Origin of the sequence: Lysinibacter cavernae (assembly GCF_011758565.1) — a bacterium.
In the GTDB taxonomy this organism is placed as follows: domain Bacteria; phylum Actinomycetota; class Actinomycetes; order Actinomycetales; family Microbacteriaceae; genus Lysinibacter; species Lysinibacter cavernae.
The window spans coordinates 477,992-503,061 of sequence record NZ_JAAMOX010000001.1 but is presented as its reverse complement, the minus strand read 5'-3'; the positions used below and the strand labels follow the sequence as shown (position 1 = coordinate 503,061).

At 59.8% G+C, this 25,070-nt stretch carries 24 protein-coding genes and 1 tRNA gene; 15 read left to right on the top strand and 10 right to left on the bottom strand.

Annotated features, from left to right (window positions below; genetic code table 11):
- Genes FHX76_RS02385 through FHX76_RS02365 form a run of 5 tightly spaced genes read right to left on the bottom strand, consistent with a single transcriptional unit; the run spans window position 1 to window position 5,800 of the window.
- On the bottom strand, window positions 1-2,325 hold the full coding sequence (locus FHX76_RS02385) for an arylsulfatase (RefSeq protein WP_167147425.1): 2,325 nt from the start codon (window positions 2,323-2,325) through the stop codon (window positions 1-3).
- A gap of 33 nt (window positions 2,326-2,358) precedes the next feature.
- On the bottom strand, window positions 2,359-2,853 hold the full coding sequence (locus FHX76_RS02380; protein ID WP_167147422.1) for a DUF1269 domain-containing protein: 495 nt from the start codon (window positions 2,851-2,853) through the stop codon (window positions 2,359-2,361).
- 47 nt (window positions 2,854-2,900) lie between these two features.
- Window positions 2,901-3,296, bottom strand: coding sequence for an SHOCT domain-containing protein (locus FHX76_RS02375; RefSeq protein WP_167147419.1), 396 nt, complete (start codon window positions 3,294-3,296; stop codon window positions 2,901-2,903).
- An 11-nt stretch (window positions 3,297-3,307) separates the two neighbouring features.
- Window positions 3,308-5,038, bottom strand: a complete 1,731-nt coding sequence (locus FHX76_RS02370) for a SulP family inorganic anion transporter (protein WP_167147416.1) — start codon at window positions 5,036-5,038, stop codon at window positions 3,308-3,310.
- 39 nt (window positions 5,039-5,077) lie between these two features.
- Window positions 5,078-5,800: a GAP family protein gene (locus FHX76_RS02365; RefSeq protein WP_167147413.1), complete on the bottom strand. Its 723-nt coding sequence runs from the start codon at window positions 5,798-5,800 to the stop codon at window positions 5,078-5,080.
- A gap of 166 nt (window positions 5,801-5,966) precedes the next feature.
- Between FHX76_RS02365 and FHX76_RS02360 the strand changes: the two genes are divergently transcribed.
- The 7 genes from FHX76_RS02360 to FHX76_RS02330 all read left to right on the top strand — a co-directional run bounded on the left by FHX76_RS02360 (window position 5,967) and on the right by FHX76_RS02330 (window position 12,637).
- Entirely contained in the window at window positions 5,967-6,638 is a 672-nt protein-coding gene (locus FHX76_RS02360) for a GAP family protein (RefSeq protein ID WP_167147410.1), read from the top strand.
- A 45-nt stretch (window positions 6,639-6,683) separates the two neighbouring features.
- On the top strand, window positions 6,684-7,070 hold the full coding sequence (locus FHX76_RS02355; protein ID WP_167147407.1) for an SHOCT domain-containing protein: 387 nt from the start codon (window positions 6,684-6,686) through the stop codon (window positions 7,068-7,070).
- A gap of 147 nt (window positions 7,071-7,217) precedes the next feature.
- Window positions 7,218-9,872 carry a helix-turn-helix transcriptional regulator gene (locus tag FHX76_RS02350; protein WP_167147404.1) on the top strand — a complete coding sequence of 885 codons (2,655 nt, stop codon included), beginning with the start codon at window positions 7,218-7,220 and terminating at the stop codon, window positions 9,870-9,872.
- Between the two features lie 100 nt (window positions 9,873-9,972).
- The gene (locus FHX76_RS02345) at window positions 9,973-10,176 is read left to right on the top strand and encodes a hypothetical protein (protein ID WP_167147401.1); all 204 of its coding nucleotides are present in this window, start codon (window positions 9,973-9,975) and stop codon (window positions 10,174-10,176) included.
- 18 nt (window positions 10,177-10,194) lie between these two features.
- Window positions 10,195-11,016: a mechanosensitive ion channel family protein gene (locus tag FHX76_RS02340; protein WP_167147399.1), complete on the top strand. Its 822-nt coding sequence runs from the start codon at window positions 10,195-10,197 to the stop codon at window positions 11,014-11,016.
- A 297-nt stretch (window positions 11,017-11,313) separates the two neighbouring features.
- Window positions 11,314-12,135, top strand: coding sequence for a formylglycine-generating enzyme family protein (locus FHX76_RS02335; protein ID WP_167147396.1), 822 nt, complete (start codon window positions 11,314-11,316; stop codon window positions 12,133-12,135).
- A 115-nt stretch (window positions 12,136-12,250) separates the two neighbouring features.
- Window positions 12,251-12,637 (top strand): phage holin family protein, encoded by a 387-nt coding sequence (locus tag FHX76_RS02330; RefSeq protein ID WP_167147393.1) that lies wholly within the window; start codon window positions 12,251-12,253, stop codon window positions 12,635-12,637.
- A 139-nt stretch (window positions 12,638-12,776) separates the two neighbouring features.
- Here the strand turns inward: FHX76_RS02330 and FHX76_RS02325 are convergent, their stop codons facing one another.
- Window positions 12,777-13,181, bottom strand: a complete 405-nt coding sequence (locus FHX76_RS02325) for a VOC family protein (RefSeq protein WP_167147390.1) — start codon at window positions 13,179-13,181, stop codon at window positions 12,777-12,779.
- A 39-nt stretch (window positions 13,182-13,220) separates the two neighbouring features.
- On the bottom strand, window positions 13,221-13,649 hold the full coding sequence (locus FHX76_RS02320) for a helix-turn-helix transcriptional regulator (RefSeq protein ID WP_167147387.1): 429 nt from the start codon (window positions 13,647-13,649) through the stop codon (window positions 13,221-13,223).
- Between the two features lie 206 nt (window positions 13,650-13,855).
- On the opposite strand from FHX76_RS02320, the gene FHX76_RS02315 reads away from it, so the two are divergent.
- Window positions 13,856-14,854, top strand: a complete 999-nt coding sequence (locus FHX76_RS02315; protein ID WP_167147384.1) for an Ig-like domain-containing protein — start codon at window positions 13,856-13,858, stop codon at window positions 14,852-14,854.
- Window positions 14,855-14,886: 32 nt separating this feature from the next.
- Here the strand turns inward: FHX76_RS02315 and FHX76_RS02310 are convergent, their stop codons facing one another.
- The gene (locus FHX76_RS02310) at window positions 14,887-15,780 is read right to left on the bottom strand and encodes a VOC family protein (protein ID WP_167147381.1); all 894 of its coding nucleotides are present in this window, start codon (window positions 15,778-15,780) and stop codon (window positions 14,887-14,889) included.
- A gap of 239 nt (window positions 15,781-16,019) precedes the next feature.
- Between FHX76_RS02310 and FHX76_RS02305 the strand changes: the two genes are divergently transcribed.
- Entirely contained in the window at window positions 16,020-16,376 is a 357-nt protein-coding gene (locus FHX76_RS02305) for a DUF2200 domain-containing protein (RefSeq protein WP_167147378.1), read from the top strand.
- A gap of 171 nt (window positions 16,377-16,547) precedes the next feature.
- On the opposite strand, the gene FHX76_RS02300 is transcribed toward FHX76_RS02305, so the two are convergent.
- Window positions 16,548-16,620, bottom strand: a tRNA-Val gene (locus FHX76_RS02300).
- A 245-nt stretch (window positions 16,621-16,865) separates the two neighbouring features.
- Between FHX76_RS02300 and FHX76_RS02295 the strand changes: the two genes are divergently transcribed.
- Window positions 16,866-17,537: an AIM24 family protein gene (locus FHX76_RS02295; RefSeq protein ID WP_167147375.1), complete on the top strand. Its 672-nt coding sequence runs from the start codon at window positions 16,866-16,868 to the stop codon at window positions 17,535-17,537.
- A gap of 161 nt (window positions 17,538-17,698) precedes the next feature.
- On the opposite strand, the gene FHX76_RS02290 is transcribed toward FHX76_RS02295, so the two are convergent.
- Complete coding sequence (locus FHX76_RS02290) at window positions 17,699-18,172, bottom strand: peroxiredoxin (protein WP_167147372.1); 474 nt, start codon at window positions 18,170-18,172, stop codon at window positions 17,699-17,701.
- Between the two features lie 214 nt (window positions 18,173-18,386).
- On the opposite strand from FHX76_RS02290, the gene aceE reads away from it, so the two are divergent.
- From aceE to FHX76_RS02265, 5 genes are all read left to right on the top strand, one after another.
- Entirely contained in the window at window positions 18,387-21,113 is a 2,727-nt protein-coding gene (gene aceE / locus FHX76_RS02285; protein WP_167150261.1) for a pyruvate dehydrogenase (acetyl-transferring), homodimeric type, read from the top strand.
- 31 nt (window positions 21,114-21,144) lie between these two features.
- Entirely contained in the window at window positions 21,145-22,359 is a 1,215-nt protein-coding gene (locus FHX76_RS02280) for a PucR family transcriptional regulator (protein ID WP_167150263.1), read from the top strand.
- A 281-nt stretch (window positions 22,360-22,640) separates the two neighbouring features.
- Window positions 22,641-23,564, top strand: a complete 924-nt coding sequence (locus tag FHX76_RS02275) for an acyltransferase domain-containing protein (protein ID WP_167147369.1) — start codon at window positions 22,641-22,643, stop codon at window positions 23,562-23,564.
- A 61-nt stretch (window positions 23,565-23,625) separates the two neighbouring features.
- Window positions 23,626-24,624, top strand: a complete 999-nt coding sequence (locus tag FHX76_RS02270) for a beta-ketoacyl-ACP synthase III (RefSeq protein ID WP_167147366.1) — start codon at window positions 23,626-23,628, stop codon at window positions 24,622-24,624.
- A 108-nt stretch (window positions 24,625-24,732) separates the two neighbouring features.
- On the top strand, window positions 24,733-24,981 hold the full coding sequence (locus tag FHX76_RS02265) for an acyl carrier protein (RefSeq protein WP_167147363.1): 249 nt from the start codon (window positions 24,733-24,735) through the stop codon (window positions 24,979-24,981).
- The last annotated feature ends 89 nt before the right edge of the window (window positions 24,982-25,070 follow it).

Below are 25,070 nucleotides of genomic sequence, written 5' to 3'. Positions count from 1 at the left end.
CTAATCCCTACTGTAGGCGGCGGCGAGGTGGCGTTCAACGTCGATATACGCGTCGTCGGCCACATCAAAGACGACGGAATGGATCTCGCCGTTCACGAGCGGAAATCCGTTGGAATAGTCGTCAACGACGCTGTCTCCCCCGTCGTATCCGATGCATAAGCCCTCCCCGCAGAGCGTGAAGTGCCCGCTCTGGGTTCGGATCTCGGCCGAGGCTTCCTTCGAACTATCGATATACACGGTTGCCGTGCCAAACGATTCGTAGTGTTCGCCGGTACGCTCCTTGGCGAAGTCGACGCCGATGATGTGCCGCCCATCGGTTGGAACCGTCTCGGCAACCACGTACTGATATGGACGAATGCCGAGGAAGTTATAGGCGTAGTGAATCTTGCCGTCTTTCACAAAGAGCGTATGCCCGCCAAACCGGGAACCGTGCGCCCAGATGACGCCCTCGGTTGTTGGGGTAAAGGTCACGTCTGAGAGCACCTTAAACGACACCCCGTGGGTGTTCGCGGCAAGCCGTTCAGGCACTTCAAGCGTTTGTGGGTAGTAGGTGTACTGCCCGCTCGGTGGAACCGGAACCTTAAACTCCATGGCGAGGATGCCGCGAAGGCCAAGGTCGTTCAGGGGAAGCACCTTGTACTTCAGCGCCTGCTCCATCCACAATGCCTTGAGCTGCTCAAGTTTTTCCGGATGCTGCTCCGCAAGGTCCGTGCTCTCGGAGCGGTCGACATCGGTGTGGAACAGTTGCCACTGGTCTTCGTCAAAATGCCCCTTATCCAACTGTGGGCCGTGAACCGTAACCGCTTTCCAGCCGTTATTCCAGATCGCTCGCGTTCCCAGCATTTCGTAGTGCTGAACCTGTTTCTGGGTTGGTGCGTCCGGTTCGGCGTCGAAGGAGTAAGCCATCGACACACCTGGCAATGGCGTTTGTTCGTAGCCGTTCACCGATTGAGGGAACTCGACGCCAACCGCTTCGAGCAGCGTTGGCACGATATCTGTCACGTGGTGATACTGACTCCGGATCTGCCCTCTGGCCGCAATGCCGGCTGGCCATGAGATAACCAAGGGGTCAGCGACACCACCCTGGTAGGAGTAGCGCTTGAACATGCGGAACGGCGTTGAGAATGCGGCAGCCCACCCGGTTGGGTAATGGTTGTAGGCATCAGGGCCGCCAAGCTTATCGATCATCCCCAGGTTCTCTTCGAGGTCGTCAGGGAAGCTGTTGAAGAACTTATTCTCGTTGACCGAACCGTTGGGGCTGCCCTCACCGGATGCGCCGTTGTCAGCGGCGTACACAACGATGGTGTTCTCGAGCTGACCGGATTCTTCGAGGTAATCGATAATGCGCCCAACCTGATGGTCTGTGTATTCCGAGTACCCAGCGTAGACCTCCGCCATCCGGCTAAAAAGGCGCTTCTGGTCGTCCGAAAGGGTGTCCCACGGCAGCACCGAATCCGTTTCGGTAAATGTGCCGTCAGGCATGGGGTTCAGATCAGTCAGTTCGGTGCCGTCAGGCAAGATTCCCTTCTCGATCATGCGCGGAAGTACCCACTCGCGATATGCCTCGTATCCGTCGTCGAATTTGCCCTTGTACTTGGCTATCCATTCCTCTGGGGCGTGGTGGGGTGCGTGATTTGCCCCTGGGCAGAAGAAGGTGAACCACGGTTTCTCTGGCTGAGACTGCTTTGAATCGCGGATGAACGAGATCGCTTTATCCGCAAGATCCTTCGACAGGTGGTAGCCGTCTTCTGGGAGGTACGGCTGGTCGATGAAATGGTTGTCCTCAGTCAGGTCGGGATACCACTGATTGGTCTCTCCTCCGAGGAATCCGTAGAAGCGGTCAAACCCTCGCGCAAGCGGCCAGTTGCGCTTCGTCGCGCCCATGTCCCACTCGTCGACCGGCACGTTGTGATTCTTGCCAAGCCAGAACGTGTTCCAGCCCTTTTCACGCAGCACCTCGGCCATAAACGCGTTTTCGAACGGAATGTGGGAATTGTGGCCCGGGAATCCTGAGGCCGCCTCAGAGATAGATGCAAAGCCGTTCTCGTGATGGTTTCGCCCGGTCAGGAAGCACGATCGTGTAGGCGAGCACAACGCCGTTGTGTGCCACTGCGTGTACGTGAGCCCGTTCTCGGCAAGACGTTCGAGCGTTGGCATATTGATGCCGCCCCCGTAGGGCGACCAGGCGGCGAGGCCGGTGTCGTCATACAGCACGATCAGGATGTTTGGGGCACCGGCCGGCGCCTTCTCTGCAAGGTATGGGCTCCAGTCTGGAACCGAATCGCGAACGTCAAGATTGATGACGCCGCCGAATTTCTTAGCCATGATGCGTGATCCTTTGCGGGTTACGAGCGGAAGTTACTGAGCGGTGCCGAGGTCATGAGCGAGCGCCTTCTCGTCGGCCTCAGACAGCGAGGTCTGCACGATGGTTCCGTTAAACGGTGCGAGCGCCTCGGCAAATTTGTCTTCCGTGAGTTTGAACGCGTAGAGCACAACGGCGGACCGTCCCTGAGCGACAGCATCCTTCACCCGGCTCCGAAACTCGCTGTTGAGCCCGGTCTTGTCGAGGCCGGCAAACAGGCCACCGAGGACGCCACCAAAGACCAGCCCAATGACAGGGATGAAGAACAAAATGCCGATGAGCGTACCAAACAGCGCGCCCCCGACGGCCCCGACGCCGACTTTTCCGACGGCTCCAGGCGTTTCTACGTGGGTTTTGCCGTTCTCGTCAACCTTGACAAGGGCGAGCCCTGCAAGTTCAACAACGAGGTCGTTTTGGAGTTGTTGGATGCGCTCGTAGGCGCCTTCCGCTTCTGCTTCGGTGTCGAACGAGATCACGATGAGGTCTGACATGTGGTTACTTCTTTCTGCTGGTATTCGAACGGTACAAATATGAACGGTTAGGAGTGGGCGCCGAGTGCGTGACGCTTGATGGCCTCAAATTCGGCCTGAGTAATTGTTCCGGACTGAAGCAGGCTCTGCGCCTTCGCGATCTCGTCGGACGGGCTCGAACCGGCAACATCGCGAATGTAGCTCTCGGTCGCCGATTGCGCTTCCTTGTAGTCCTTTGCCTGGCGTTCGGCCATGCCGTTGCCTCGTGCAATGAGGTAGATGACGGCGGTGAGGAACGGAACAAAGACAAGGAAGATGATCCAGATGGCTTTGAACCAGCCGTTCAGCGCTCGGTCCCTGAAGATATCGCCGATGATCGAGAACAGCACCATGAGGTAGGCGATGAACGCAAACATCCAGAAGGCAAACCACAGTACGCTCCAAAAATCAGTCCAGAAATTCATGAGTCTCTCCTCTAATCAGTAGGATTTTTTGGGTTAGTTGTATCTTCCTGTGGCGCCAGTGCCAGCGCCTCACCCTGGTGGGGTGAGCTCGACTGGTGACCGCCAGAAAGACTGGCCAACGCGTCCTCGTTGGTCGCATAGTGGTCGACGCCGTCAAAGACGCCAAGCTGTGCGAACTCGGCTGCGATATCGGTTCGCAAGCGCGAAAGGTGCAGTGTGACACCCGCCTGCTGCGCAACCTCAGTGATTTCGGCAACCGCTTTGGCACCTGTGACGTCGATGTCGGTAATCGCTTCGCAATCAAGGACAAGGTTGACAAGTCCGTTCTGTGAGCCCGCCGTGATGACCTGGCTGAGCCGATCGCTCAGCACCCCAGCATTTGCGAAGAAGATCGGGGCCGCGAATCGCACAACTGCGACATCGGCAACCCCGGTTGAGGCGGTATTGGTGAGCGGTTCGCTTGAGAGCGAGCCCCCCTGCTGGCTCACCAGAAGATCAACACGCGGCGAGGATGCCCGTCGTGCGAGGTTCACGAGGGACAGCACGAAGGCAAGCATGATTCCGATGATGGGTCCAAGCAGAAGCGCCCCGAGGAAGCACACTGCTGCCACGGCAAATTCGAACTTACGAACCCTCCAGAGGTGCGCAAGATCGCCAATACCAAGGAGGGGAAAGACGGCGACGGCGACAATTGCGCCAATTGCTGGTGAGGGAATGTGTTCAAGTAACGCCGTGCCAAACAGTACAAGCAGGAGCGTTCCGACCGCGGCAACAATCGACGGCAGTTGCGTTCGAGATCCGGCCTGGTCAAGGGCCGCGGTGCGGGAGGTCGAGGAGCCGACAGTGAAGCCTCCGGTCACTCCTGCCGCAAGGTTTGCCGCACCAAAGGCCGCGAGATCGCGGTTAGGGTTTGTGCTGTAACCGCGTTTTTGACCGTAGCGACGGGCGACCAGCAGCCCTTCCGCCATCGCGACGAGCGTCAGGGCGAGGGCGCTCGGGGTGACCTTGAGCCATTCGCTCGGGGAGATCTGTGGCCAGGTGAGCGCGGGCGCTCCCGCATCGACGTGGCCAAGCACGGCGACGCCAGCGGCTTCAGCCCCCGTCGATACAACCGCAATCGTGCCAACGATCAAGACAACAAGGGCCCACGGGAAACGGCCAGCAAGCTTCCGTCCACCAACAAGTACGGCAACGGCAAGACCAGAGATGAGGAGCGACCACACGTTTGTTGTGCCTAAGCCGCTCACGAGTTCACCGACCCTCGGGATGAAGTCATCGCCGCTGTTGATCTTGACGCCGAGCATCTTGGCCACCTGGCTGAGCAAGATATCGAGGGCAAGACCACCTACAAATCCGATCAGGATGGGCTCCGATAGAAAGTTGGCGAGAAACCCGAGCTTAAAGATCGCGCACAAACCAAAGAACACCGCCCCGATAATCGCCTGTGCCATGGCCAGCTGGATGTAGTCTTTGCCGCCGGCCGTCGCCAAACCGCCGAGCGACGAAGCAACAAGCGCGGCGGCCGCGGCATCAGGCGACGCGATGAGTTGCCGGGTCGAGGCGATGAGCGCGAACATGATGCAGGGCAGGATAAGCGAGTAGAGACCCGCGGTCGCTGGCAGCCCGGCGATCTGCGCATAACCAATGTTGAGTGGCACCGCAATCGCCATGAGGGTCACGCCCGCAAGTGATTCACGACCGAGGTTACGAACGTGGAGCCCAGGTAGCACTCGAAACTTCATGATTTTTCCCTTCCATCGGCTGCGCCGGTGGTTTGTTGGTTAGCTGGCCAATAAGGCGGAGACGGCCTTGCTCAGTTGCATCAACCCAATGAGCCCAAGCAGAAGCGCGTTGAGGATGCTCGTATTCCCCGCGATCCATGTGCGCGCCCGTTTCAGGAACGGGTCGGCCTGCTGCCCCTTAACCAGCACGATAAGCACGGGGATCAGCACCGGCGAGGCGGCAATCGTGCCAAAGAGGATCGCGGCAAGAACGGTTGGCCCCGAGGACAGATCAGCCTGATGAATATCGAGCGTTGCCAAGACCGCACACGAGAGATCAACCGGGTTGAGAATGAAGATGCCAACGCCGAGCAAAAACGACCGAGACGGGGTAAACGTATCAACCGATTTCAGCCAGCCTGGGAGCTGCGGGGCCGCCGCAACAACGTCCTTTGGCGAAACGGCCGCCGCCATCTGGCGGACGTGGTGGCGTCCTCGCAGCCAGACGTACCCTGCCGCGACCACAAGGATGAGCCCGATCAGCAGTCGAACGATGCTGACCCAGGTTGAGGCCGGGCCGCGGTCCGGTGGCGTGAGCGATGAGAAAATCCACCAGCAGAGCACCATAACCAGGCAGATTGCCGCGATCCAGCCAAGCAAAAACGCCAGTCCGTTCCGTCGCGCATTCCGTGAAACGAGCACAGCGACCAACGCCATAATTGCAAGCGGGCTCACAATCACACCTATTGCCAGCGGCAGTAGGTTCAGCAACAGTTCGGTCATGATGTTCCTCTGATCGTGTTGATGCGAGCTCCTCATGCTGACGAATCATGACCCTCGCGCTTTCATACTCGTTGTTGTCTACTGCGGTGTAATCACCCGCATCGGATGAAGCCGAGGCCGCGGCGACCTCGCAGACTGGTGAGCACACCGACGAAAGCAGCACACTATGGGACCGGTTATCGGCGAAATCCTTCCACTTGCAATTGGCGTGACCATCAGCCCGTTGCCGATCATTGCGGCGATTCTGATGCTGCTCTCGCCACACGCGCGCAGAACAAGCCTCGGTTTTCTGGTCGGCTGGCTCGCAGGCATTGTGATCGCGGTTACGGTTTTTACCCTCGTTTCGTCGCTGATTCCCGCTACTGACCCTTCCGCTTCTCAACCCATCGCTGGTGTGATCAAGATTGTGCTCGGTGTCCTGCTGCTGCTCTTAGCGGTGAAGCAGTGGCGTTCCCGGCCGAAGCCAGGAGAAGACGCGGCATTGCCAAAGTGGATGGCAGCGATCGACACCATGACTGTTGGCCGGGGTCTGGCGCTCGGCTTTGTGCTTGCCGCCGTCAACCCGAAGAACCTCATCATGGCCGCATCCGCAGGAACGGCCATCGGCCTCGCGGCGCTGGACGTCGGCCCCACTATCGTGGCGATCGTGATCTTCACGGTCATCGCGGGCGCGTCCGTTGCAGTCCCGGTGATTGCCTACCTGGTGGCCTCCGACAAGCTCTCGGCAACGCTTGAAAGCCTTCGGGTGTGGCTTGTGGGAAACAACGCCGCGATCATGGCGGTTCTTCTGCTCGTCATTGGCGTTTCCCAAATCGGGAAAGGCATCGGAAGTTTTTAGTCGCATCCCTACCCATTCGCAGGACACAATATCAAGGAGCACACTATGCCTCTCTTTGGCAGAATTGGTCGACCAGGACTGCTCGGGCTTGCCGCCCGCACCGCGATCGTCGCGGGCACGGCAACGGCCGTCACTGGCGGCATCCGTCGGCGGCGGCGCAACCGCTACGAAACTGAGCAGCAGAGCCTTGCCTATGAGGAACAGCAACGCCAAGATCAGGTCGATGCCGCGGCAGCCAAGGCGGCTCAGGACGCAAGTGGCACAGCCAACGCGCAACCTGCGCCGATACCTCAGGTACCTTCCTCGGCAGCCGCGGTACCTTCCGAACAGGGCGCGCTGCTCGACCAGCTCAAGCAATTGGCTGATCTGCACTCGGCTGGAGCCCTAACCGACGACGAATTTGCCGCGGCTAAAGCGAAGCTACTTGGGTAGGGGGCAATTCCGCGGCAAGTCAGCCCTGGTCAGCGAGCAATTCGACCTCTCACCCTCTTCGGGTGAGAGACGTCAGACCACTCTTCCCCTTGAAGTTCCTATGGCCTAATCTGAAGGCTCAGGATGTTGAAAGCTCGGGGGCTAACAATGGAAGATCTCGCTGAATACTGGACCGATCACCCTGGCGTGTTTATGACGCCACACTCCCCGAGGATGGTGATTGAACGCTCGCGACTGGCCGACTCACCGACCGACGCCGAACCTGGTTCAGTTCGAACGGTCTGGGCACCAACGGGAGCGGGCAAAACCACCCTCCTCGGCCGATGGGCGTTGGAGGGATCGGCAGGTAACCGAGCCCTCGTCTGCCTCAACCTCAGCGAAGCATCCACCGACAGCCCTTCGCTCGAAGCGCTCGTGAGTTATGCGACCTACCGGGCCATACAGGCAATCGAACGCAACGAACCGCTGTTTGAACAACCAGTACGCCGAGATCCTCGTATACCGCGCGACTGGTCTGTTCTTGACCTCGAGAAGCCGTTCACCCTCATCATCGATGATGTGCACACGATTACGAACCGGAGAGACAGGGACTGGCTCCTCTCGCTCGCGCGAAACCCAAAAGCTCCAGTTCGCCTCCGACTCGCTGGCCACTACTCACCGTTTAGCCCCTCAATTGAGGGCCTTCTGCCTGAGACCGCTGAACTCCGTGCCCAAGATCTTGCGTTCACCTCGCCTGAGATAGCTCAGTATTTCCTCCGCATGGGGATCGTGCTCACCCCAGATCAGCTCTGTGTTGTCACCGAACGGACGATGGGATGGCCGATCGCAATCAACCTACTTTCGCACTTGCTCCGCTCCGTTGACAACCGTGATCGTTTTCTCTCATCCTTTGATCACGACGAACATGCTCTCGGCGATTTTCTGGTTTCCCAACTTCTCGAATCGCTGCCAACAGAAACCACCGATTTTCTGTTGTCGACCGCCGTTGCCGAAAAGCTGACCACCAGTTTTGCCGTGCACCTGTCAGGACGCCAGGATGCCGGGGAACTCTTGCACCGTTTGGTCTATCTCAACCTGGCACGAGAACTGCAGACGCCGCAGGGCGAACTCTTCAGCTATCACCCCATATTGAAGGGCTACCTTGGCGCCCATCTTCGAAAACACAGCCATTCAGCTGCGCTCGAATCGCACTCCCGCGCTCAGGGCTGGTACGTTGCAAACGGGCAGCCGAAGCTTGCGCTGAAACACGCACTCAAAGCACAGCAGATAGGGTCGATTCGGGCGCTTCTTGACGACCAAGGCATCAGCATCCTGTGCTCGGGCTCGGCCACAATCGTTGAGCGGGCAGTCAGCTATCTTCACGAGGCGAGGGCAGGAACCGCAACAACGCACACCCTTGCTGCAATGCTTTCCGTCCCGTTTGTGATGTCTTCCGGATTCGCGCAGCACCACCTCGACAGAGCCTCGGTCACCCTTGACCGGGCGCCACTGTCCATTCAGGTTGTCCATGCCGGGCTGAGCGTGTTTCGCTCCGATACCCAACACGACGTTGCCGAGGCCCTGAGCCGACTCGAGGCAGCATCCAATCGCTTTTTGCCAGGGCTACTTGGCTCTGGAGCCGACGATAAGCTCGTGATAGACACTGTCATCTTCGGTGATATTGCGAGGGGGTGGGCCCTAGCAAAGCAATCAAACTGGACCGCAGCCAGTGAGCTCTTGCGCTCTGCTGCCCTTGACGCGCGGCTCGCCAGCCAGCAGTGGCTCTCGCTCCTCGCGCTTGATCTGCACGCGCAATGCGAGCAACAACTGTCGAACTGGCACGAACTCCACGCTATTGAGGACCAGGTCTCGACCGTGCTTCGCACAACCGACTACTCAACGAACCTCGTCGCGCTGCAGGCACAACTTGGCTGGGCAACATCACGTTTCCAGCGGTGCCAAGCGGTTGACAGTCACGATCTTGATGACATCCGGATGACCAGAGCGGCAACGAATGAGCCAAAGATCGACGTTCCTGCTGCCATACTGCAGTCGCTCATTCGGCTCGATGGAACCGAGAACCCTCGCGACGTGTTTGATACCCTCGACGACCAGCTTCGCGCCAACGGCCGCCACCATCCGCTCACGCTGGCCCTTGCCTCCTGCCGCTATATCGACCTCAGCTTGCACCTTCGCGGGGCCACCGAGGCGCGAGATGCGCTGCGGTTTCTTGCCGATGTCCTTGGCCAAGACTCGCTCGAAGCGGTGGTTGCAACCGCGATGCTGAGTGAGGGCGTGCCCCGCCAGCGAGAACTTGAAACGGCACTTGAGCTTCAACTCAAGCGAAAAGCCCTGGCCAATAACCCGGCTACTTCGGTCTACGGCTGGCTGCTCTTGAGCAAATGGGCAAACCAGTCGGGCAGGACATCGATTGCGGATGCTCGCGTCAACCAGGCACTGAATGATTCGAGGCCACTCCGGCTGCGCCGCCCATTTCTCGCATCTGACGGCGTCGGCGCACGCCTCGTTGCGGAACGCGTCGGCAGACTTGGGCCGCTCGAAGAATACGGGCACAGCATCGTTCGAGCCTACGAATGCCTACAAGCCAGCGGCAACGATCTTGAGCCCGTTGGAGTACTAACCCGCAAGGAGCACGAAATCTTGCGAGAACTCCCCAGACACCAGAGTGTTTCGACCATCGCAAGCAACCAGCAGCTCAGTCCAAACACGATCAAAACGCATCTCCGGTCGATCTACCAAAAACTTGGCGTCTCCGGACGGGCAGAGGCTGTTGCTGCCGCAAGCGAACACGGTTTGCTCTGACCGGTAAGCAAGGCTTGGCCGTGATCGCCTGTTCCGGGCGATGCCATGCACGCGCACTCGGGGGAAGCTGGAGTCACGAATAACAGAACCGAGGCAAACCGTGACACAAGAATACGAATTCAGAGTGCTCTGCAATCCGTCAACGGTGTTGAAGGAAGCGTTTCCAGAGCTCACCATGGTACAAATTGCCAATGGCACGTCGCTGCTCACCGGGCCCGTCAGAGATCAGGCTGACCTGCACGGATACCTTGCGAGGCTCGCCAACCTCGGCATCACCGTCGTCGAGATGCGACCAATCCGCTAGACGGAGGGAAGGCCCGATATGGACTGGATCGAAAGCCTGTTTGATACAAGCAAGATTTCCGGCTGGGACGCACTGTTTGCCGTGCTCATCCTGCTTGTTGGTATCGTCGTCGCCCATTTTGCCAAACGAGCCGTACACGCCCTCGCAACGAAGTTTCCTGGGCTGCACCCAGAGCTCATCAGCCTCACCGCTCGAATCGTGAAATACGCCATTATTCTGCTCGCGATTGGGATCGACCTTGCGCTCCTTGGCGCCAATATCCAGCCCCTGCTCGCCGCCGTCATCCTGGTCGCAGCCATCGGATTTCTTGCCCTGCGCGGCATTGCCTCAAACTTCGGCGCCGCGGTCATTATTCAGTCCCGCCGGTCAATCCACCTTGGCCAAGAAATTGAAGTCCTTGGGTTTATCGGGACGGTCAAGCAGCTCAACAGTCGTGCAGTGGTCATTGCCACGCGTGACGGACAGACCATCCATATCCCCAACGTCGATATCTTGAGCAACCCGTGGGTGAATCATTCCGAGATGGGGAGCCGGCGAACGAGTGTTGAAGTTCGAGTCGTGCTCAACGAACCGGTCGAGCGGGTGCTCGCCGTCATCGTTGACTCGGCCGCTGAAACCCACGGCGTACACAAAAAACATCCAACAACCGCAATTACCAGGTCACTCTCGACGGACCTCGCCATCTTCGAACTCAGGGTTTGGCACGCGCCGCTCAATGAGCCAGCCACCGTTTCCGCCGTTGTTGCCTCGGTGCACGAGGCTCTTGACGCCGCAGGCTATCGCTCAACCGTTGTGTGGCCGGTTCCGGCTCAGGCGCTGACAGTGCCTGCTCAGCCGTAGGCAGGTGCCTCAATTGCGGGCGTCGGCCGCTCGTCGCGGACGATCCTGGTGAAGCGCTGGTGTAGCGCTGGTGTAGCGCTGGACCAGCTCAGATCCAGCGCTACCACGCAACCGCGCTGTTCGAAAGCGAATTTCCCCCGCCAAACAGTCATCGGCACTGCGCGTACCTCAATTCTGGTCAGCGCACTACAACGTACCGGGTTATCGGCGGGTTTATGAGTAGTTGGACAGCCGAACCTGCGTAGCGATCGTCGTCATACTGTCTCGGCCCCCTCCACGATCAAGCAGACTAGGGCTATGACAAGCGATGAGAGACGCCCAGCGCCGGCCACAGGCGGATTCGTGCACGTCGGCGGCGGAAGTATTCGCCAGCGAGATGCGCGAACGGAGTCAACCGTCGAGGTCTGCCTCGCACCCTTCGCTATTTCGGTCTCGCCGGTGACGATCAGCCAATTCGCGGCACACCGATTGAGCGACGGTCATGAGCTGCTTCCCGCTGACCAGGCTGGCAGTATCCCCGCACACGGGGTCACCTGGTTTGACGCGGTAATTTGGTGTAACGCCGCATCGCGCTTGGCGGGCCTCACAGAGGCTTACCTCGTGGATGACCACGGTGTCGAGTGGCGTGTCGAGGCCAACGGCTTTCGGCTACCAACAGAGGCTGAGTGGGAGTTTGCGTGCAGGGCAGGCACCTCAGCGCCAACCTATGGCGCGCTGCACGAAATCGGCTGGACCGCGGCCGATGCCGTTGACGGACCACAACCGGTTGGGCTCAAGCAGCCAAACGCTTTTGGCCTTGTTGACACCATCGGCAACGTATGGGAATGGTGCTGGAACTACGCAGATACCGCCAGGTACGCCGACTATCGGAGCCTTCGCGGTGGTGGGTGGGCCGATAAATCGTGGAGCTGCCGCGCCTCGGTCAGGCGAGGTAGCGCCCCAAACGCGGTCATAGAGGATGTTGGCTTTCGGGTTGTCAGCGGCACCATCGGTAGTCACGGGAAGCGCGCAGCCCAGGGTTGGTCTGACGAGTCTGATCGCGAACGCGCTCACGTCGTTGGTCCGCGACCAATTGGGTGGACGCCGCTGCAGTTTCGCGACGAACCGAGCAAAAGCTAGACGAGTATGGCGGTTCTCCTCTAGATTGAGGTCAGCGGGGGCGATCATCGAACTGGTCGGCGATGAATGCACCGGCGCACCATCCGTTGCTAGGCGATCACACCAAGGAACAGCCATGATCCGTTTTTTCATCCAGACGCTCATCAATCTTGCGACGTCGGCCCTTGGTCTGCTCCTCGCCGCGTGGATCATCCCGGGTGTAACGCTCACGGTGTCAGGATTCCTCATCGCCGTGGTCATCTTCACCCTTGCGCAGGCAATTCTTGCGCCGTTCATTTTTAACATGGCGCGCAAATATGCTTCGCCGATCCTCGGTGGCATCGGCCTCGTGTCGACGCTTGTCGCACTCTTTGTCGCAACGCTTTTTTCGGGCGGTCTGCGGATCAGCGGCGTCGCCGCGTGGGTCCTTGCTCCACTGATCGTGTGGATTGTGACGGCGCTTGGCGTTTGGATTCTTGGTGCTATTTTCTTAAAGAAACGTGCCGAAGAGAAGGGGCGCTAAGCGCGCAGCCATCATCACACCGAACGTTCTTCCCGAGTATTCTCTCCGGGGTCGCCAAGGCCGAATCTCATCGCGATGACTTTGATTGGTCACGGATCCAAAGTGCGATGCGGTTTGGCGACCCCGAGCAGTCAGCTTCTTAGCTGCTCTGGTTGATGCGCACCATATTGCCTGATGGGTCGCGGAACGCACAGTCGCGTGGCCCCCACGGCTGAACGACGGGCTCTTGGAGAACCTCAGCGCCCGTGGCGCGAACCTGCTCAAAGGTGGCATCGAGATCGTCAGTCCGGAAGACCAACATTGGGAGTTGGCCTTTCAACAGCAATTCTTGTAGGGCGTCGCCATCTGCCTGTGAACGACCAGCGTGTGGCTCCGAGATAACGATCTCGGTTCCGGTCTGATCTGGGCTACCAAGCGTCACCCAGCGAAACTCGCCGTTCGCAACGTCATTGCGCACGTCGAGTCCAAGTCCGTCGCGGTAGAACGCGATTGCTTCGTCAACGTTGTTGACGGTTACGTTGGTGTATTGCAGTGTGATTGTCATAGTGATTACGCTACTCCCGGGGTTGGTGGGTCCGCTTCTTCAATCCTGCTCTGCTTCGCGGCGGGGCAACATCATTCGTTCTGGACGGGTACGGGCCTGAGCAACACACGTTGGCATCGCCAGGATCGCGGTGTGCTCGGCTGCCCGATACTCGCTCGGCGTCATCCCCACCAGTTCGGTAAACCTGCTGCTAAACGATCCGAGAGACGTCGACCCCACCGCGATACACGCATCCGTAACGGTCGCACCGCTGCGCAGCAACGTCATCGCCCGTTCGATACGCCTCGTCATGAGGTAGCTGTAGGGAGTCTCACCGTAGGCGGCGCGAAACAGGCGAGAAAAATGCGCAGGCGACATGAGGGCGTGTTTGGCCATGGTCGGAACATCGAGTGGCTGCGCGTATTCCCGGTCGATGAGGTCGCGGGCCCTCCTGAGGTGCGTGAAATTTGCGATGTCTTGGGGGTCCATGTTTCAAGCGTAAACCTCAACGCGGCCGCTGAGTGGAGGACGCCCAACACCGTGCGCGAACCAAGCACACCGATGTTTACAGTATGGATATTTTGCTTGCTTTCAGCGACCATAGATAAAGCCCGCTCAGCACAAACCACATCGCGGTGGTTCGCCTGACCAGATTCGCTGGACCCACCGCATCCTTACCCCCCGAAGGACACACGATGCACCCGTTCACCAAACGCCGGTCCCTTCTTGCCATTCTTCCCGCCACAGCAATGCTCCTCCTGCCCGCTGTTGCGTCGTCTGCCGCGCCTACGGAACAGGAAGCGGATGTCGGCCTCACAAACGTTCGCCTCATTTCAACTCGCGACGGCAATCAAATCTCGTCGCTCATCCCCGGCACCGAGTTCTTTTTTCGCTATACCCTGACCAACAACGAGAGCTTTCCTGCCTCTGCTCAGTGGATCACCTTCAGCATTTGGACTTCGGTGCCGGAGTGCGACCCGTATTTCACCAGTACGGCGGCCGAGCACGAAGACTTTCCGCTTATCCTTTCCCCAGCAGGCCAGGGGGTATTTGATGAGAATCAAATCTGGAACGTGTCAACCGAACTTCCCATCAGCTGCAGGAACATCGCCGTGAACTTTGGGGCAGATGGCTCGACCATTCGCACGCCATCCTCCGCAGTGGCCTCAGCAACGGATCACGAAGAGGGCAGCACCGGGAGCTTCGCAACGACGCTTGCTACCGCGTGGACTGAGGTGCCAGGCACGCTTCAGTACGTGGTTGATGGCGCCCCCTTCGGCGACGCGATTTCGCTCGGACCAGGAACAGCACCTGGGGTTGTTGCCGAGCTGACCGTTTCGGGACTCGTGGCGGGAGAACACACGGTTGTGGCCGAATACGTCCCCGCCGACAATGGCCCAGGCGCTTCCGTTTCGGCACCGGTGACGTTCACCGTCAGCCCTGCCGAAATCGTTGTTCCTCCCGTCATTCCTCCGGTTGTTCCTCCCGTCGAGATTCCCGAGCCGACCGATCCCCCTCACTCAACCCAAACACCTGAGGCTCCCCAGGCAGAGACAACACCTCCGGCAACAACGACGGGCAAACTTGCTGCGACGGGCACCTCAACGTCCTCAGTCGCGGCGGGCGCGGCGCTGCTGACGGCAACCGGGTTCGTGCTGCTCCTGCTGCGGCGCAGACAATCACCGGAGCTGTAATCGAAGCGTTGCTTTAGGTCCAAGGCCAGGGGCTAATAATCCGCGATCACGAGCTTTTTCATCTGCATCATGTGCTCGAACGCGTGGGGCCGTGACAGCAACTCCCCCACGTTCTGCGGCATGATTTGCCAGCTGACACCAAACTGGTCCTTGCACCATCCGCATTGCTCGGATTCTGGAACCCTCGAGAGGATGGCCCACAGTTCGTCAATCTCGCGCTGGTTCTCACACGCAATGCCGAGCGAAACCGCTTCGTTGAAGGTGAAGTCCTGTTCAACCCCGCTGTCCATGACAACAATCCATTGGCTCCACAACCGAAATTCGGCAAACATCAGCGCCTCTGGTGTTGCCGGACCGGTGGGCTCTCCGTACGGAGCGACGGTGCCAATTTCCGTCTCGGGAAGCGCGCTCGTATAAAACTCGAGCGCGTCCCGAGCCCTGTTCTGATTTGGCCCGCCAAACATCAGGCACGGGATGATCGTGGGCCGCGAGTCGCCGTCGGGGTCAGTGAGGATGAGCTGCCACGAGAATCCGTATCGGTCTTGCACCCAGCCGTAATGCTTGCTGAAGGGATACTCCGCAAGAGGCATGAGCTCGACTCCCCCGTCGCGTAGCCCCTCCCACAGCGCGTCGAGCTGCTCTCTCGCGTCAGGGTCGAGCGACGGATCAAAATTGACCATAAACGAGACCGAGGAATTCGCACGAAACTCTGGGCCGGCATTGATCGCGGTGAACCGCAGATCACGCAGCTCGAAGTCAACGGTCACCGGCTGTCCCGCAAGATGCTGCTGGAACTCGAGTAACCCCTCCGTTGGATAGTTGATCGTCTCGAGGATGCGCGACGCGGGAAAGAGATTCGTATAAAACTCGGCGACTTCGGCAGCGTTGCCGTCGCACCACAGATTGGGAATGATTTGCGTGACCATTTCAGTGGTCCTTCCTAAAAATTTCCATTCACGTGCACACAGCTTAAGACTCCAACGGCCGCTTGTCTGCCCCCGACCGGCACTGTCTGAGCAGGCAATCAAATCCGTGACGGCGGCGGCCCTCCGCATCCGGCCAGCCAAACGGATTACGCTGGTGTCGAGGCGGCAAGCGTGCCGCAACATGCCACGCCATACCACCGTCACGACGCAGGACGGCAAGGCCACGAGGGAGACCGAACATGTCAGAACACCGAATCTACGGCATCAGTTTTGCCGCCATCTATCCGCACTATATTGCGAAGGCCGAGCGCAAGGGGCACACGAAAGACGAAGTGGACCATGTCATCGAGTGGCTCACCGGCTATGACAAGGATGCCCTCGCCAAAACAATCGCCGACGAGGTCACCATGCGAGCCTTCTTCGAAAACGCCCCTGCGCTCAACCCGAACGCATCGCTCATAACCGGGCTGATCTGCGGAATACGCGTTGAGAATATTGAGGATCCGCTCATGCAACAGATTCGATACATGGACAAGATCGTTGACGAAGTCGCAAACGGCAAGAAGATGACCTCGATCCTCCGCACCCCGAAATGATTTGAGCGGGTTCCCGTGCTGGCATCCGCACGAGTGATTGCGGCGTTCTGCGGATGCTGACGCCCAAGACCTGCTAACTCTCGCACGGATTATGGCGGTGTCCTCGGCAGGCCTGGCATCACCCTGGAAACAAAAAACCCGCCACATGATTTCTCATGTGGCGGGTATCTGTGGGCCCTACCGGGATCGAACCGATGACATCCACGGTGTAAACGTGGCGCTCTACCAGCTGAGCTAAAGGCCCTCATCCGCAGAAGCGAACTTGTCTATAGTACTGAGAATTTGAGAAAAATACTAAACGAGAAAAACGGAACCAAAAAACCCGCGGGATTTCGGGCGACACGCCGCAACAGGTTCGCCAGTCGCCGATACGACAACGCCGCTCATCCTGACGCTGGCGCGCCAGTACCGGCACCCGCTCAGTAATGTATTTCCTGAGCGGCACGTTTGGAGCGATGCCGCTGTCCCCCCATCACAAGAAAGAACCACATGCGTTCAACACTGTTTAGTCAGATTCACAACGAGGTGCAGTCGCAAGACCTCATGACCTTGCAGAACGATTACATGCTCCGCTCGCGCATCTATCCTGGCAACGATCTCATTGCCAGAAAAGGCTCGATGACGGCCTATCAGGGCAATATTGAGTTCAAGCATGAGGGCGCACGCGACGCGGGGCAGCTCATGCGCAAACTCGTTTCCTCAGACGACCAGCCACTCATGCGGGTCTACGGTGACGGTGACGCATTTTTTGCTCACTACAAATCGCATGTGCACATCGTGCAGCTTGAGGGTGAATCAATCACGATCAACGGCAGCAACCTCTTGGCGTTCCAAGCAAATCTGCACTACGACCTCAACCGCATCAAAGGCGCAAGTATGCTGGCCGGCGGCCTGTGGAACACGACGGTGGCCGGTCACGGCACACTGGCCGTCGTGACGCAGGGCACCCCTGTCATCCTCGACTGTTCGCAGCAACCGACGTTCACGGATGTGCAGGCAACGGTTGCGTGGTCGGCAAACCTTCAGCCGCAGATGAAGTCCTCCTTCACCGCCGGCGCGCTGATCGGCAGGGGCTCTGGCGAAGCGTTCCAGTACGCGTTCCACGGTCCGGGCTGGGTCATCGTTCAGCCGTCAGAGTTCTCCGGGGTCGCAGGCGCATAGCAAGCACCAGTCAGCCGGGGCACGGCGACCAACACCGGGCCAACAGCTCGGGCACGCCAGCCAAGCCTGACCCGGTTAACACAAACAACGCCGCAATCATCCACCGATTCCTTTTCGGGACGGGGATGATTGCGGCGTTGTTGTTCGATTCGCCGCCTGCGCTAGGCAGTCACGAGGTGCAGGGACTCGAGGGCGTCGCGATACGCCTCAATATCGCGCGCCTCGCCAGGGGCAGTAATGAAACTGGCCTGGATGATGCCGTCGGCGTCGATGATAAACGTCGCGCGGTTCGCAAAACCTTTTTCGTCAAGGAACACACCATATTCCTTTGCTACCTGGCCGTGCGGCCAGAAGTCGGCGAGCAGACTGAAGTCGAAGCCCTGCTCCTCGGCCCACGCGCGAAGCGTGTGCTTCGAGTCGACCGAGATACCAAGCAGCTCAACGCGCTTATCCCTGAACATCGCAATGTTTTCCTGGAGGGCGCACAGTTCGCCCTGGCAGGTTCCCGAAAACGCGAGTGGGAAGAAGACCAGCGCAACCGCTTTTTTGCCGTTAAAATCGCTGAGTCGGATTCGCTCCCCGAACTGGTTTGCCAGCTCAAAATCGGGAGCGTGAGTCTCATTTTCGAGAGCCATGATGTGGTGTTCCTTTCCGAGCCGGATTCCGGTTGGGAATGAACGGCCGAAGACACATCATAGTCCGGTCTGCGACATCAGCCAATAGCGGTCCCCGAACACGTTTTTTGTCGGTAGGGTTGAAACAACTATCATCGTGGCGATCTACAAAAACGCCATCTTTTCGGCTGACAACCAGCACGCCGGAAACAATAGCGAAGAGAAAGAGCTCAGGGTGGCTGTAAACAACCAAGACCCATATTCGGTCGACAATACTGACGTTGACCCCCAAGAGACGGCCGAGTGGAAAGAATCACTCGACGCTCTGACCAAGGTTCACGGCCCTGGCCGTGCGCGCGAGATCATGATGAGCCTGATGCAGCGTGCGCGCGAGCTTCACCTCAACGTGCCGAGCGTTCCGACCACCGACTACATCAACACGATCGCGTCGTCGAACGAACCCGAGTTTCCGGGCGACGAAGAGACCGAGCGCAAATACCGCTCGTGGATCCGTTGGAACGCGGCGATGCTTGTGCACCGCGCGCAGCGCCCAGGCGTTGGCGTTGGCGGACACATCTCGACGTACGCTTCGTCGGCTGCGCTCTACGAGGTAGGGTTCAACCACTTCTTCAGGGGCCAGGACCACCCGGGTGGCGGAGACCAGATCTTCGTGCAGGGTCACGCATCCCCCGGCATCTACTCGCGTGCCTTCCTTGAGGGCCGTCTGAGCGCAGACCGCCTCGACGGTTTCCGCCAGGAGAAGTCACACGCCGGCGGAGGCATCCCCTCGTACCCGCACCCTCGCCTTATGCCAGACTTCTGGCAGTTCCCGACGGTTTCGATGGGTCTCGGACCAATCAACGCCATCTACCAGGCTCAGCTCAACCGCTACCTCACCAACCGCGGCATCAAGGACGCCTCAGACCAGCAGGTCTGGGCCTTCCTCGGCGACGGCGAGATGGACGAGGTCGAGAGCCGCGGGCAGCTCCAGGTAGCTGCCAACGAGGGCCTCGACAACCTCAACTTTGTGATCAACTGCAACCTGCAGCGCCTTGATGGCCCCGTACGCGGAAACGGAAAGATCATCCAGGAGCTTGAGAGCTTCTTCCGCGGCGCCGGCTGGAACGTCATCAAGGTCGTCTGGGGACGCGAGTGGGATGACCTCCTCAACCGCGACACCGATGGTGCCCTGCTCAACCTCATGAACGTCACCCCAGACGGTGACTTCCAGACGTATAAGGCAGAGAGCGGCGCGTACGTCCGCGAGAACTTCTTTGGTCGCGACGAGCGCGCACTCAAGCTGGTCGAGAACTACACCGACGACCAGGTCTGGGGCCTCCGCCGCGGTGGCCACGACTACCGCAAGGTCTACGCAGCCTTCAAGGCCGCGCAGGAGCACAAGGGCCAGCCGACCGTCATCCTCGCCCACACCATCAAGGGCTATGGCCTCGGACCCCACTTCGAGGGTCGCAACGCCACGCACCAGATGAAGAAGATGACGCTTGACGACCTCAAGCTGTTCCGCGACACCATGCACATCCCAATCACGGATGCCGTGCTTGAGGAAAACCCTTACCTGCCGCCGTACTACCACCCAGGTGAAAGCGACCCTGCGATCCAGTACATCCACGAGCGCCGTCGCGCCCTCGGTGGATACCTGCCAGAGCGCCGCAGCACGCACACGCCCGTCACGGTACCGCCGGAGTCGACGTATGCGATTGCGAAGAAGGGCTCCGGAAAGCAGGAGGCCGCAACCACGATGGTGTTTGTGCGCCTGCTCAAAGACCTCATGCGCGACAAAGAATTCGGTCACCGCATCGTGCCCGTTATTCCGGACGAGGCTCGTACCTTCGGCATGGATGCGTACTTCCCGACCTCGAAGATTTACAACCCCAACGGGCAGCACTACACGTCGGTTGACCGCGAACTGCTGCTTGCGTACAAGGAAAGCCCCCAGGGCGTCCTGCTGCACGTTGGTATCAACGAGGCCGGAGCATCCGCGGCGTTCACCGCGGTAGGAACCTCCTACTCAACGCAGGGCGAACCGCTCATCCCCGTGTACATCTTCTACTCGATGTTTGGCTTCCAGCGCACTGGCGACGCCCTGTGGGCTGCTGGCGACCAGATGGCGCGCGGATTCCTCGTTGGCGCTACGGCCGGACGCACCACACTCACCGGTGAGGGCCTGCAGCACGCTGACGGCCACTCGCTGGTGCTGTCTGCCACCAACCCAGCCGTTGTTTCCTACGACCCCGCCTACGGCTACGAGATCGGCCACATCGTGCGGTCCGGTATCGACCGCATGTATGGCGGATCGCACCCGAACCCCAACGTGTTCTACTACCTCACCGTCTACAACGAGCCATTCGTTCAGCCGGCAGAGCCAGAGAACCTCGACGTCGAAGGCCTGCTGCGCGGTATTTACAAGCTCAGCGAGGCCACAGTTGAGGGGCCAAAGACCCAGCTCATGGCTTCGGGTGTTGCGGTTCCGTGGGCCCTTGAGGCGCAACAGGTTCTTGCGAACGACTGGGGCGTTTCGGCGGATGTCTGGAGCGTCACGAGCTGGTCAGAGTTGCGTCGCGACGGCCTTGCCGCCGACGAGCACAACTTCCTGCACCCAGACGAGACTCCGAAGGTTCCGTACCTCACCGAGAAGCTCGCCGGCGCGGCCGGTCCTGTTGTTGCAGTGACCGACTTCAGCCACGCTGTGCCCGATCAGATCCGCCAGTTTGTGCCGAACGACTACGCGACGCTTGGGGCCGATGACTTCGGATTCTCCGACACGCGCGCTGCCGCTCGTCGCTACTTCAAGATCGACGTGCAGTCCATCGTCGTTCGCGCCCTCCAGCGCCTCGCGATGCGCGGCGATGTTCCCGCTGACACGCCGGCAAAGGCTATCGAGAAGTACCGCCTCCTCGATGTCAACGCAGGCACCACCGGCAACGCCGGCGGCGAGAGCTAAGGGCTGGCGCTCCGGCGTCGTCTTGACACAGATGAAGCGAACAAAAGAGCAGGAGCTCGCGTGGCTGCGCACCGTTGCCGGTGAACTCGCCACAACGACGCTCAAGCAGCTTGAAGATACGCTCCCCTGGTATGGGGAGATGCCTCCGGGTCGACGGTCAGCCGTCGGCCTGGTGGCCCAGAACGGTATCAGTTCGTTCATTTCGTGGTACGACGACCCGAAGTCCACCCCGTGGATTGCCTCTGACGTCTTTGGCGCGGCCCCCCGCGAACTCCTCCGCTCGATCAGCCTGCAGCAAACGCTGCAGCTGATTCGAGTGGTTGTTGAGGTCGTGGAGGACCGCGTCAAGGCCGACAACGCATCCCTCCGCGAGGCAATTCTGTTGTACTCGCGTGAAATCGCCTTTGCTTCGGCAGATGTCTACGCACGAGCGGCAGAGGCACGGGGCCTGTGGGATGCCCGCCTCGAGGCCCTCGTGGTCGACTCGATCCTCACGGGCGAGTCAGACGACGAGCTCCAGAGCCGCATCGCGGCCCTCGGCTGGCACGGTCACGGAGAAGCGTGTGTGCTCGTTGGCACAAGCACGCCATCCGTTGATGTCGACCAGATCCGCCGCACCGCCCGCCACCTTGGCGCCGACGTGCTCATCGGTGTGCAGGGCAAACGCCTCGTGCTGGTGATCGGCCGCGCCGAACCAGAGCACTCGTCAACCGCGCTGCCCTCAGATGCGCCGGAGGAACCGCTCAGCTTCCTCGAAATTGCCAAGCAACTCGAGTTCGGGTTTGGCGAAGGCCAGCTTGTGCTTGGGCATCCCGTCGACAGCCTCGTGGATGCTTCAAAAAGCGCTCGTGCCGCCCTCGCCGGCGTTGCGGTTGCACGGGCATGGCGCAATGCCCCTCGCCCGGTCCTCGCAGACGATCTGCTCCCCGAACGCGCGCTTGCTGGCGACGGCATGGCCCGTCGCACGCTCATCGAGCGCATCTACGAACCGCTGCAGATGCACTCTCCCGAGCTGCTCACCACGCTGTGGTGCTACCTCGACAACGGCCGCTCGCTTGAGGCCACCGCCCGCGAGCTGTTTGTGCATCCCAACACGGTTCGTTACCGCTTGAAACGGGTCTCTGAGGTGATCGGGTGGGACGCAACCGGCGCGCGCGAGGCCCTCATCCTGCAGAGCGCCCTCATCGTGGGCTCCATTGCGGCGGGCAATACTCGCGGCCGCAACGCCGATTCACCGCGCCCGTAGCCCGCACCTCCTTACTCCGGCCCCTCTAACTCGGTACCCAGCGAAATCCACCTGACCGAAATGGGTCTATTTCCACGATTAGAGACACATTTGAGTCAGGTCGATTCACGCTTCGCATGTGAAGAGGTCAGGGGTTCCGCGTCAGAACCTTGGATTTCTGGGCGCAAACCGGTCTCAAGCCGCCAACGCAGATCCGAAGTTGTGGGGCATAAACAAGAGAAATCGAGTTTCTTAGTGGTTTGTATCCAGCATTGGCATATAACATCTGCCAGACTATTCCAGTGATTGTTGTTACCTGCCCCGGACAGGGCTCCCAAATCCCAGGCTTCCTCAATGAGTGGGTGGCCGTTCCCGAGTATCGCGAACGTCTTGTCGAACTGAGCGACTACGCCGGCATCGACCTGATCGCCCATGGGACAACCAGCGACGGCGACACCATCAAAGACACGGCCGTCGCCCAGCCGCTCATCGTTGGCTCGAGCCTGCTCGCGTGGAGCGCACTGAGCGCGCTCACCGACACCACCGGTGTTGCGCTTGCCGGTCACTCGGTTGGCGAGTTTGCCGCAGCTGCAGCGGCCGGAGTGCTCACCGACAAGGATGCGCTCTCGCTTGTTCACGAGCGCGGTCGCGCAATGGCCGAAGCCGCGGCGTTAGAAGAGACAGGGATGGCCGCCGTTGTTGGCGGCGTTGAGGCAGACGTTCTCGCTGCCATCGCCGAGGCAGGCCTCTCCCCCGCAAACATGAACGGCGCCGGCCAGATCGTCGCAGCAGGTGCCCTCGCCGGCATTACCGCGCTTTCCGAAAACGCCCCCCGCGGTGCGCGGGTGATTCCGCTGCAGGTCGCGGGAGCATTCCACACGGCCTACATGGAGCCGGCCGTTGCGGCACTCCGTACCGCGGCAGCCAGCGTCACCCCGAGCGACGCCACGCACACGCTCTGGACGAACAACGACGGACGTGCTGTGTCAAACGGCGCCGAGTACTTGGACCTCCTCGTTGGGCAGGTATCCTCGCCGGTCCGCTGGGACCTCTGCATGGAGTCATTCCAGGCAGCAGGAATCACCGGACTCATCGAGCTCACTCCGGCTGGAGCCCTCACCGGCATTGCCAAGCGCGGACTTCGCGGCATCCCAGCCGTCGCTATCAAACATCCAGACGACCTCGCCGCCGCTGTCGAGCTCATTCAGACCGGTTCACCGTCCTAACGGTCAAAATACAGCCGCACAACCCCCTGCGCCAACGCGCACGTGTTACCAAGGAGAATTAATGGTTCAGCTTCAGCAGAGCATTGGAACGCAGTTCACTCGCATTCTTTCGGTTGGTGCCGCCAGAGGCACCGTCTCGGTGACCAACGACGACATCGTTGGCCCGATTGACTCGTCTGACGAGTGGATTCGCCAGCGCACCGGCATCATCGAACGCAAGCGCGCTACGGCTGACATAACCGCAGCGGACCTCGCGGTTGAGGCCGCAACCGAGGCCCTAGAGCGCGCAGGACTTGTAGGCGCAGACATCGATGTTGTACTCATCTCAACGATCAGCAACACCGTACAGACGCCCTCAATGGCTGCGCTCGTAGCCGATCGCATTGGCGCAACACCTGCTGCTGCCTATGACATTTCCGCTGCCTGTGCTGGGTACGCCTATGGGGTTGCCCAGGCCGACTCGTTCATCCGCACAGGTCTCGCCCGCCACGTGCTGGTCATCGGAGCCGAGAAGCTCTCCGACTTCGCCAAGCCAACCGACCGCAGCATCTCGTTCCTACTCGGAGACGGCGCTGGCGCTGTGGTTGTCGGCGCGAGCGAATATCCCGCAATCTCGCAGACCGTCTGGGGCTCAGACGGCGGCAAATGGGATGCCGTTGGCATGGACCACACCTGGAGCGAGTACCGTGCAGGAGACGTCGACTGGCCAACCCTCCGTCAGGACGGCCAGGTCGTCTTCCGCTGGGCCGTCTGGGAAATGGCCAAGGTCGCAAAGCAGGCCCTCGAGGCAGCCGGTGTGCAGCCAGAGGATCTTGCCGCGTTCATTCCCCACCAGGCAAACATGCGCATCGTTGACGAGTTCGCCAAGCAGCTGAAGCTGCCCGACACGGTCGCCATTGCGCGGGACATCGAGACGACCGGCAACACGTCGGCAGCATCCATCCCCCTCGCAATGCACCGCCTGCTTGAGGAACGCCCCGAACTTTCTGGTGGACTCGCCCTCCAAATTGGCTTTGGTGCCGGACTTGTTTACGGCGCGCAGGTGGTAGAGCTTCCGTAAAGTCACGGAAACACTACACTTATTTATCGGTCACAACAGTTTTGCGGAACCGTAGGTTCCACCCGATTCACACGACTTACCTATCCATCCACCCACAAGGAGAAAATAATGGCACTGTCCACCGAAGAAGTACTCGCCGGCCTCGCTGAGCTCGTCAACGACGAGACGGGAATCTCGGCTGACGCCGTTGCTCTCGAGAAGTCATTCACCGATGACCTCGACATCGACTCAATCTCGATGATGACCATTGTTGTTAACGCCGAAGAGAAGTTCGACGTGAAGATCCCCGACAACGAGGTAAAGAACCTGAAGACCGTCGGCGACGCCGTGACCTTCATCGTTAACGCACAGGACTAATTCCCCTGAGCTTTTGGGCGAAAGCCCTCTCAGCGGGCTTGGTGTTCATTCGTGGACGCCAACCCGCTGACTAATGTTTACACCAACGG

Excerpts from the sequence above, each read along its gene's own strand:
- FHX76_RS02385 (WP_167147425.1), bottom strand. The coding sequence starts at position 2,325 with ATGGCTAAGAAATTCGGCGGCGTCATCAATCTTGACGTTCGCGATTCG.
- FHX76_RS02380 (WP_167147422.1), bottom strand. The coding sequence starts at position 2,853 with ATGTCAGACCTCATCGTGATCTCGTTCGACACCGAAGCAGAAGCGGAA.
- FHX76_RS02375 (WP_167147419.1), bottom strand. The coding sequence starts at position 3,296 with ATGAATTTCTGGACTGATTTTTGGAGCGTACTGTGGTTTGCCTTCTGG.
- FHX76_RS02370 (WP_167147416.1), bottom strand. The coding sequence starts at position 5,038 with ATGAAGTTTCGAGTGCTACCTGGGCTCCACGTTCGTAACCTCGGTCGT.
- FHX76_RS02365 (WP_167147413.1), bottom strand. The coding sequence starts at position 5,800 with ATGACCGAACTGTTGCTGAACCTACTGCCGCTGGCAATAGGTGTGATT.
- FHX76_RS02360 (WP_167147410.1), top strand. The coding sequence starts at position 5,967 with ATGGGACCGGTTATCGGCGAAATCCTTCCACTTGCAATTGGCGTGACC.
- FHX76_RS02355 (WP_167147407.1), top strand. The coding sequence starts at position 6,684 with ATGCCTCTCTTTGGCAGAATTGGTCGACCAGGACTGCTCGGGCTTGCC.
- FHX76_RS02350 (WP_167147404.1), top strand. The coding sequence starts at position 7,218 with ATGGAAGATCTCGCTGAATACTGGACCGATCACCCTGGCGTGTTTATG.
- FHX76_RS02340 (WP_167147399.1), top strand. The coding sequence starts at position 10,195 with ATGGACTGGATCGAAAGCCTGTTTGATACAAGCAAGATTTCCGGCTGG.
- FHX76_RS02335 (WP_167147396.1), top strand. The coding sequence starts at position 11,314 with ATGACAAGCGATGAGAGACGCCCAGCGCCGGCCACAGGCGGATTCGTG.
- FHX76_RS02330 (WP_167147393.1), top strand. The coding sequence starts at position 12,251 with ATGATCCGTTTTTTCATCCAGACGCTCATCAATCTTGCGACGTCGGCC.
- FHX76_RS02325 (WP_167147390.1), bottom strand. The coding sequence starts at position 13,181 with ATGACAATCACACTGCAATACACCAACGTAACCGTCAACAACGTTGAC.
- FHX76_RS02320 (WP_167147387.1), bottom strand. The coding sequence starts at position 13,649 with ATGGACCCCCAAGACATCGCAAATTTCACGCACCTCAGGAGGGCCCGC.
- FHX76_RS02315 (WP_167147384.1), top strand. The coding sequence starts at position 13,856 with ATGCACCCGTTCACCAAACGCCGGTCCCTTCTTGCCATTCTTCCCGCC.
- FHX76_RS02310 (WP_167147381.1), bottom strand. The coding sequence starts at position 15,780 with ATGGTCACGCAAATCATTCCCAATCTGTGGTGCGACGGCAACGCTGCC.
- FHX76_RS02305 (WP_167147378.1), top strand. The coding sequence starts at position 16,020 with ATGTCAGAACACCGAATCTACGGCATCAGTTTTGCCGCCATCTATCCG.
- FHX76_RS02295 (WP_167147375.1), top strand. The coding sequence starts at position 16,866 with ATGCGTTCAACACTGTTTAGTCAGATTCACAACGAGGTGCAGTCGCAA.
- FHX76_RS02290 (WP_167147372.1), bottom strand. The coding sequence starts at position 18,172 with ATGGCTCTCGAAAATGAGACTCACGCTCCCGATTTTGAGCTGGCAAAC.
- FHX76_RS02280 (WP_167150263.1), top strand. The coding sequence starts at position 21,145 with ATGAAGCGAACAAAAGAGCAGGAGCTCGCGTGGCTGCGCACCGTTGCC.
- FHX76_RS02270 (WP_167147366.1), top strand. The coding sequence starts at position 23,626 with ATGGTTCAGCTTCAGCAGAGCATTGGAACGCAGTTCACTCGCATTCTT.
- FHX76_RS02265 (WP_167147363.1), top strand. The coding sequence starts at position 24,733 with ATGGCACTGTCCACCGAAGAAGTACTCGCCGGCCTCGCTGAGCTCGTC.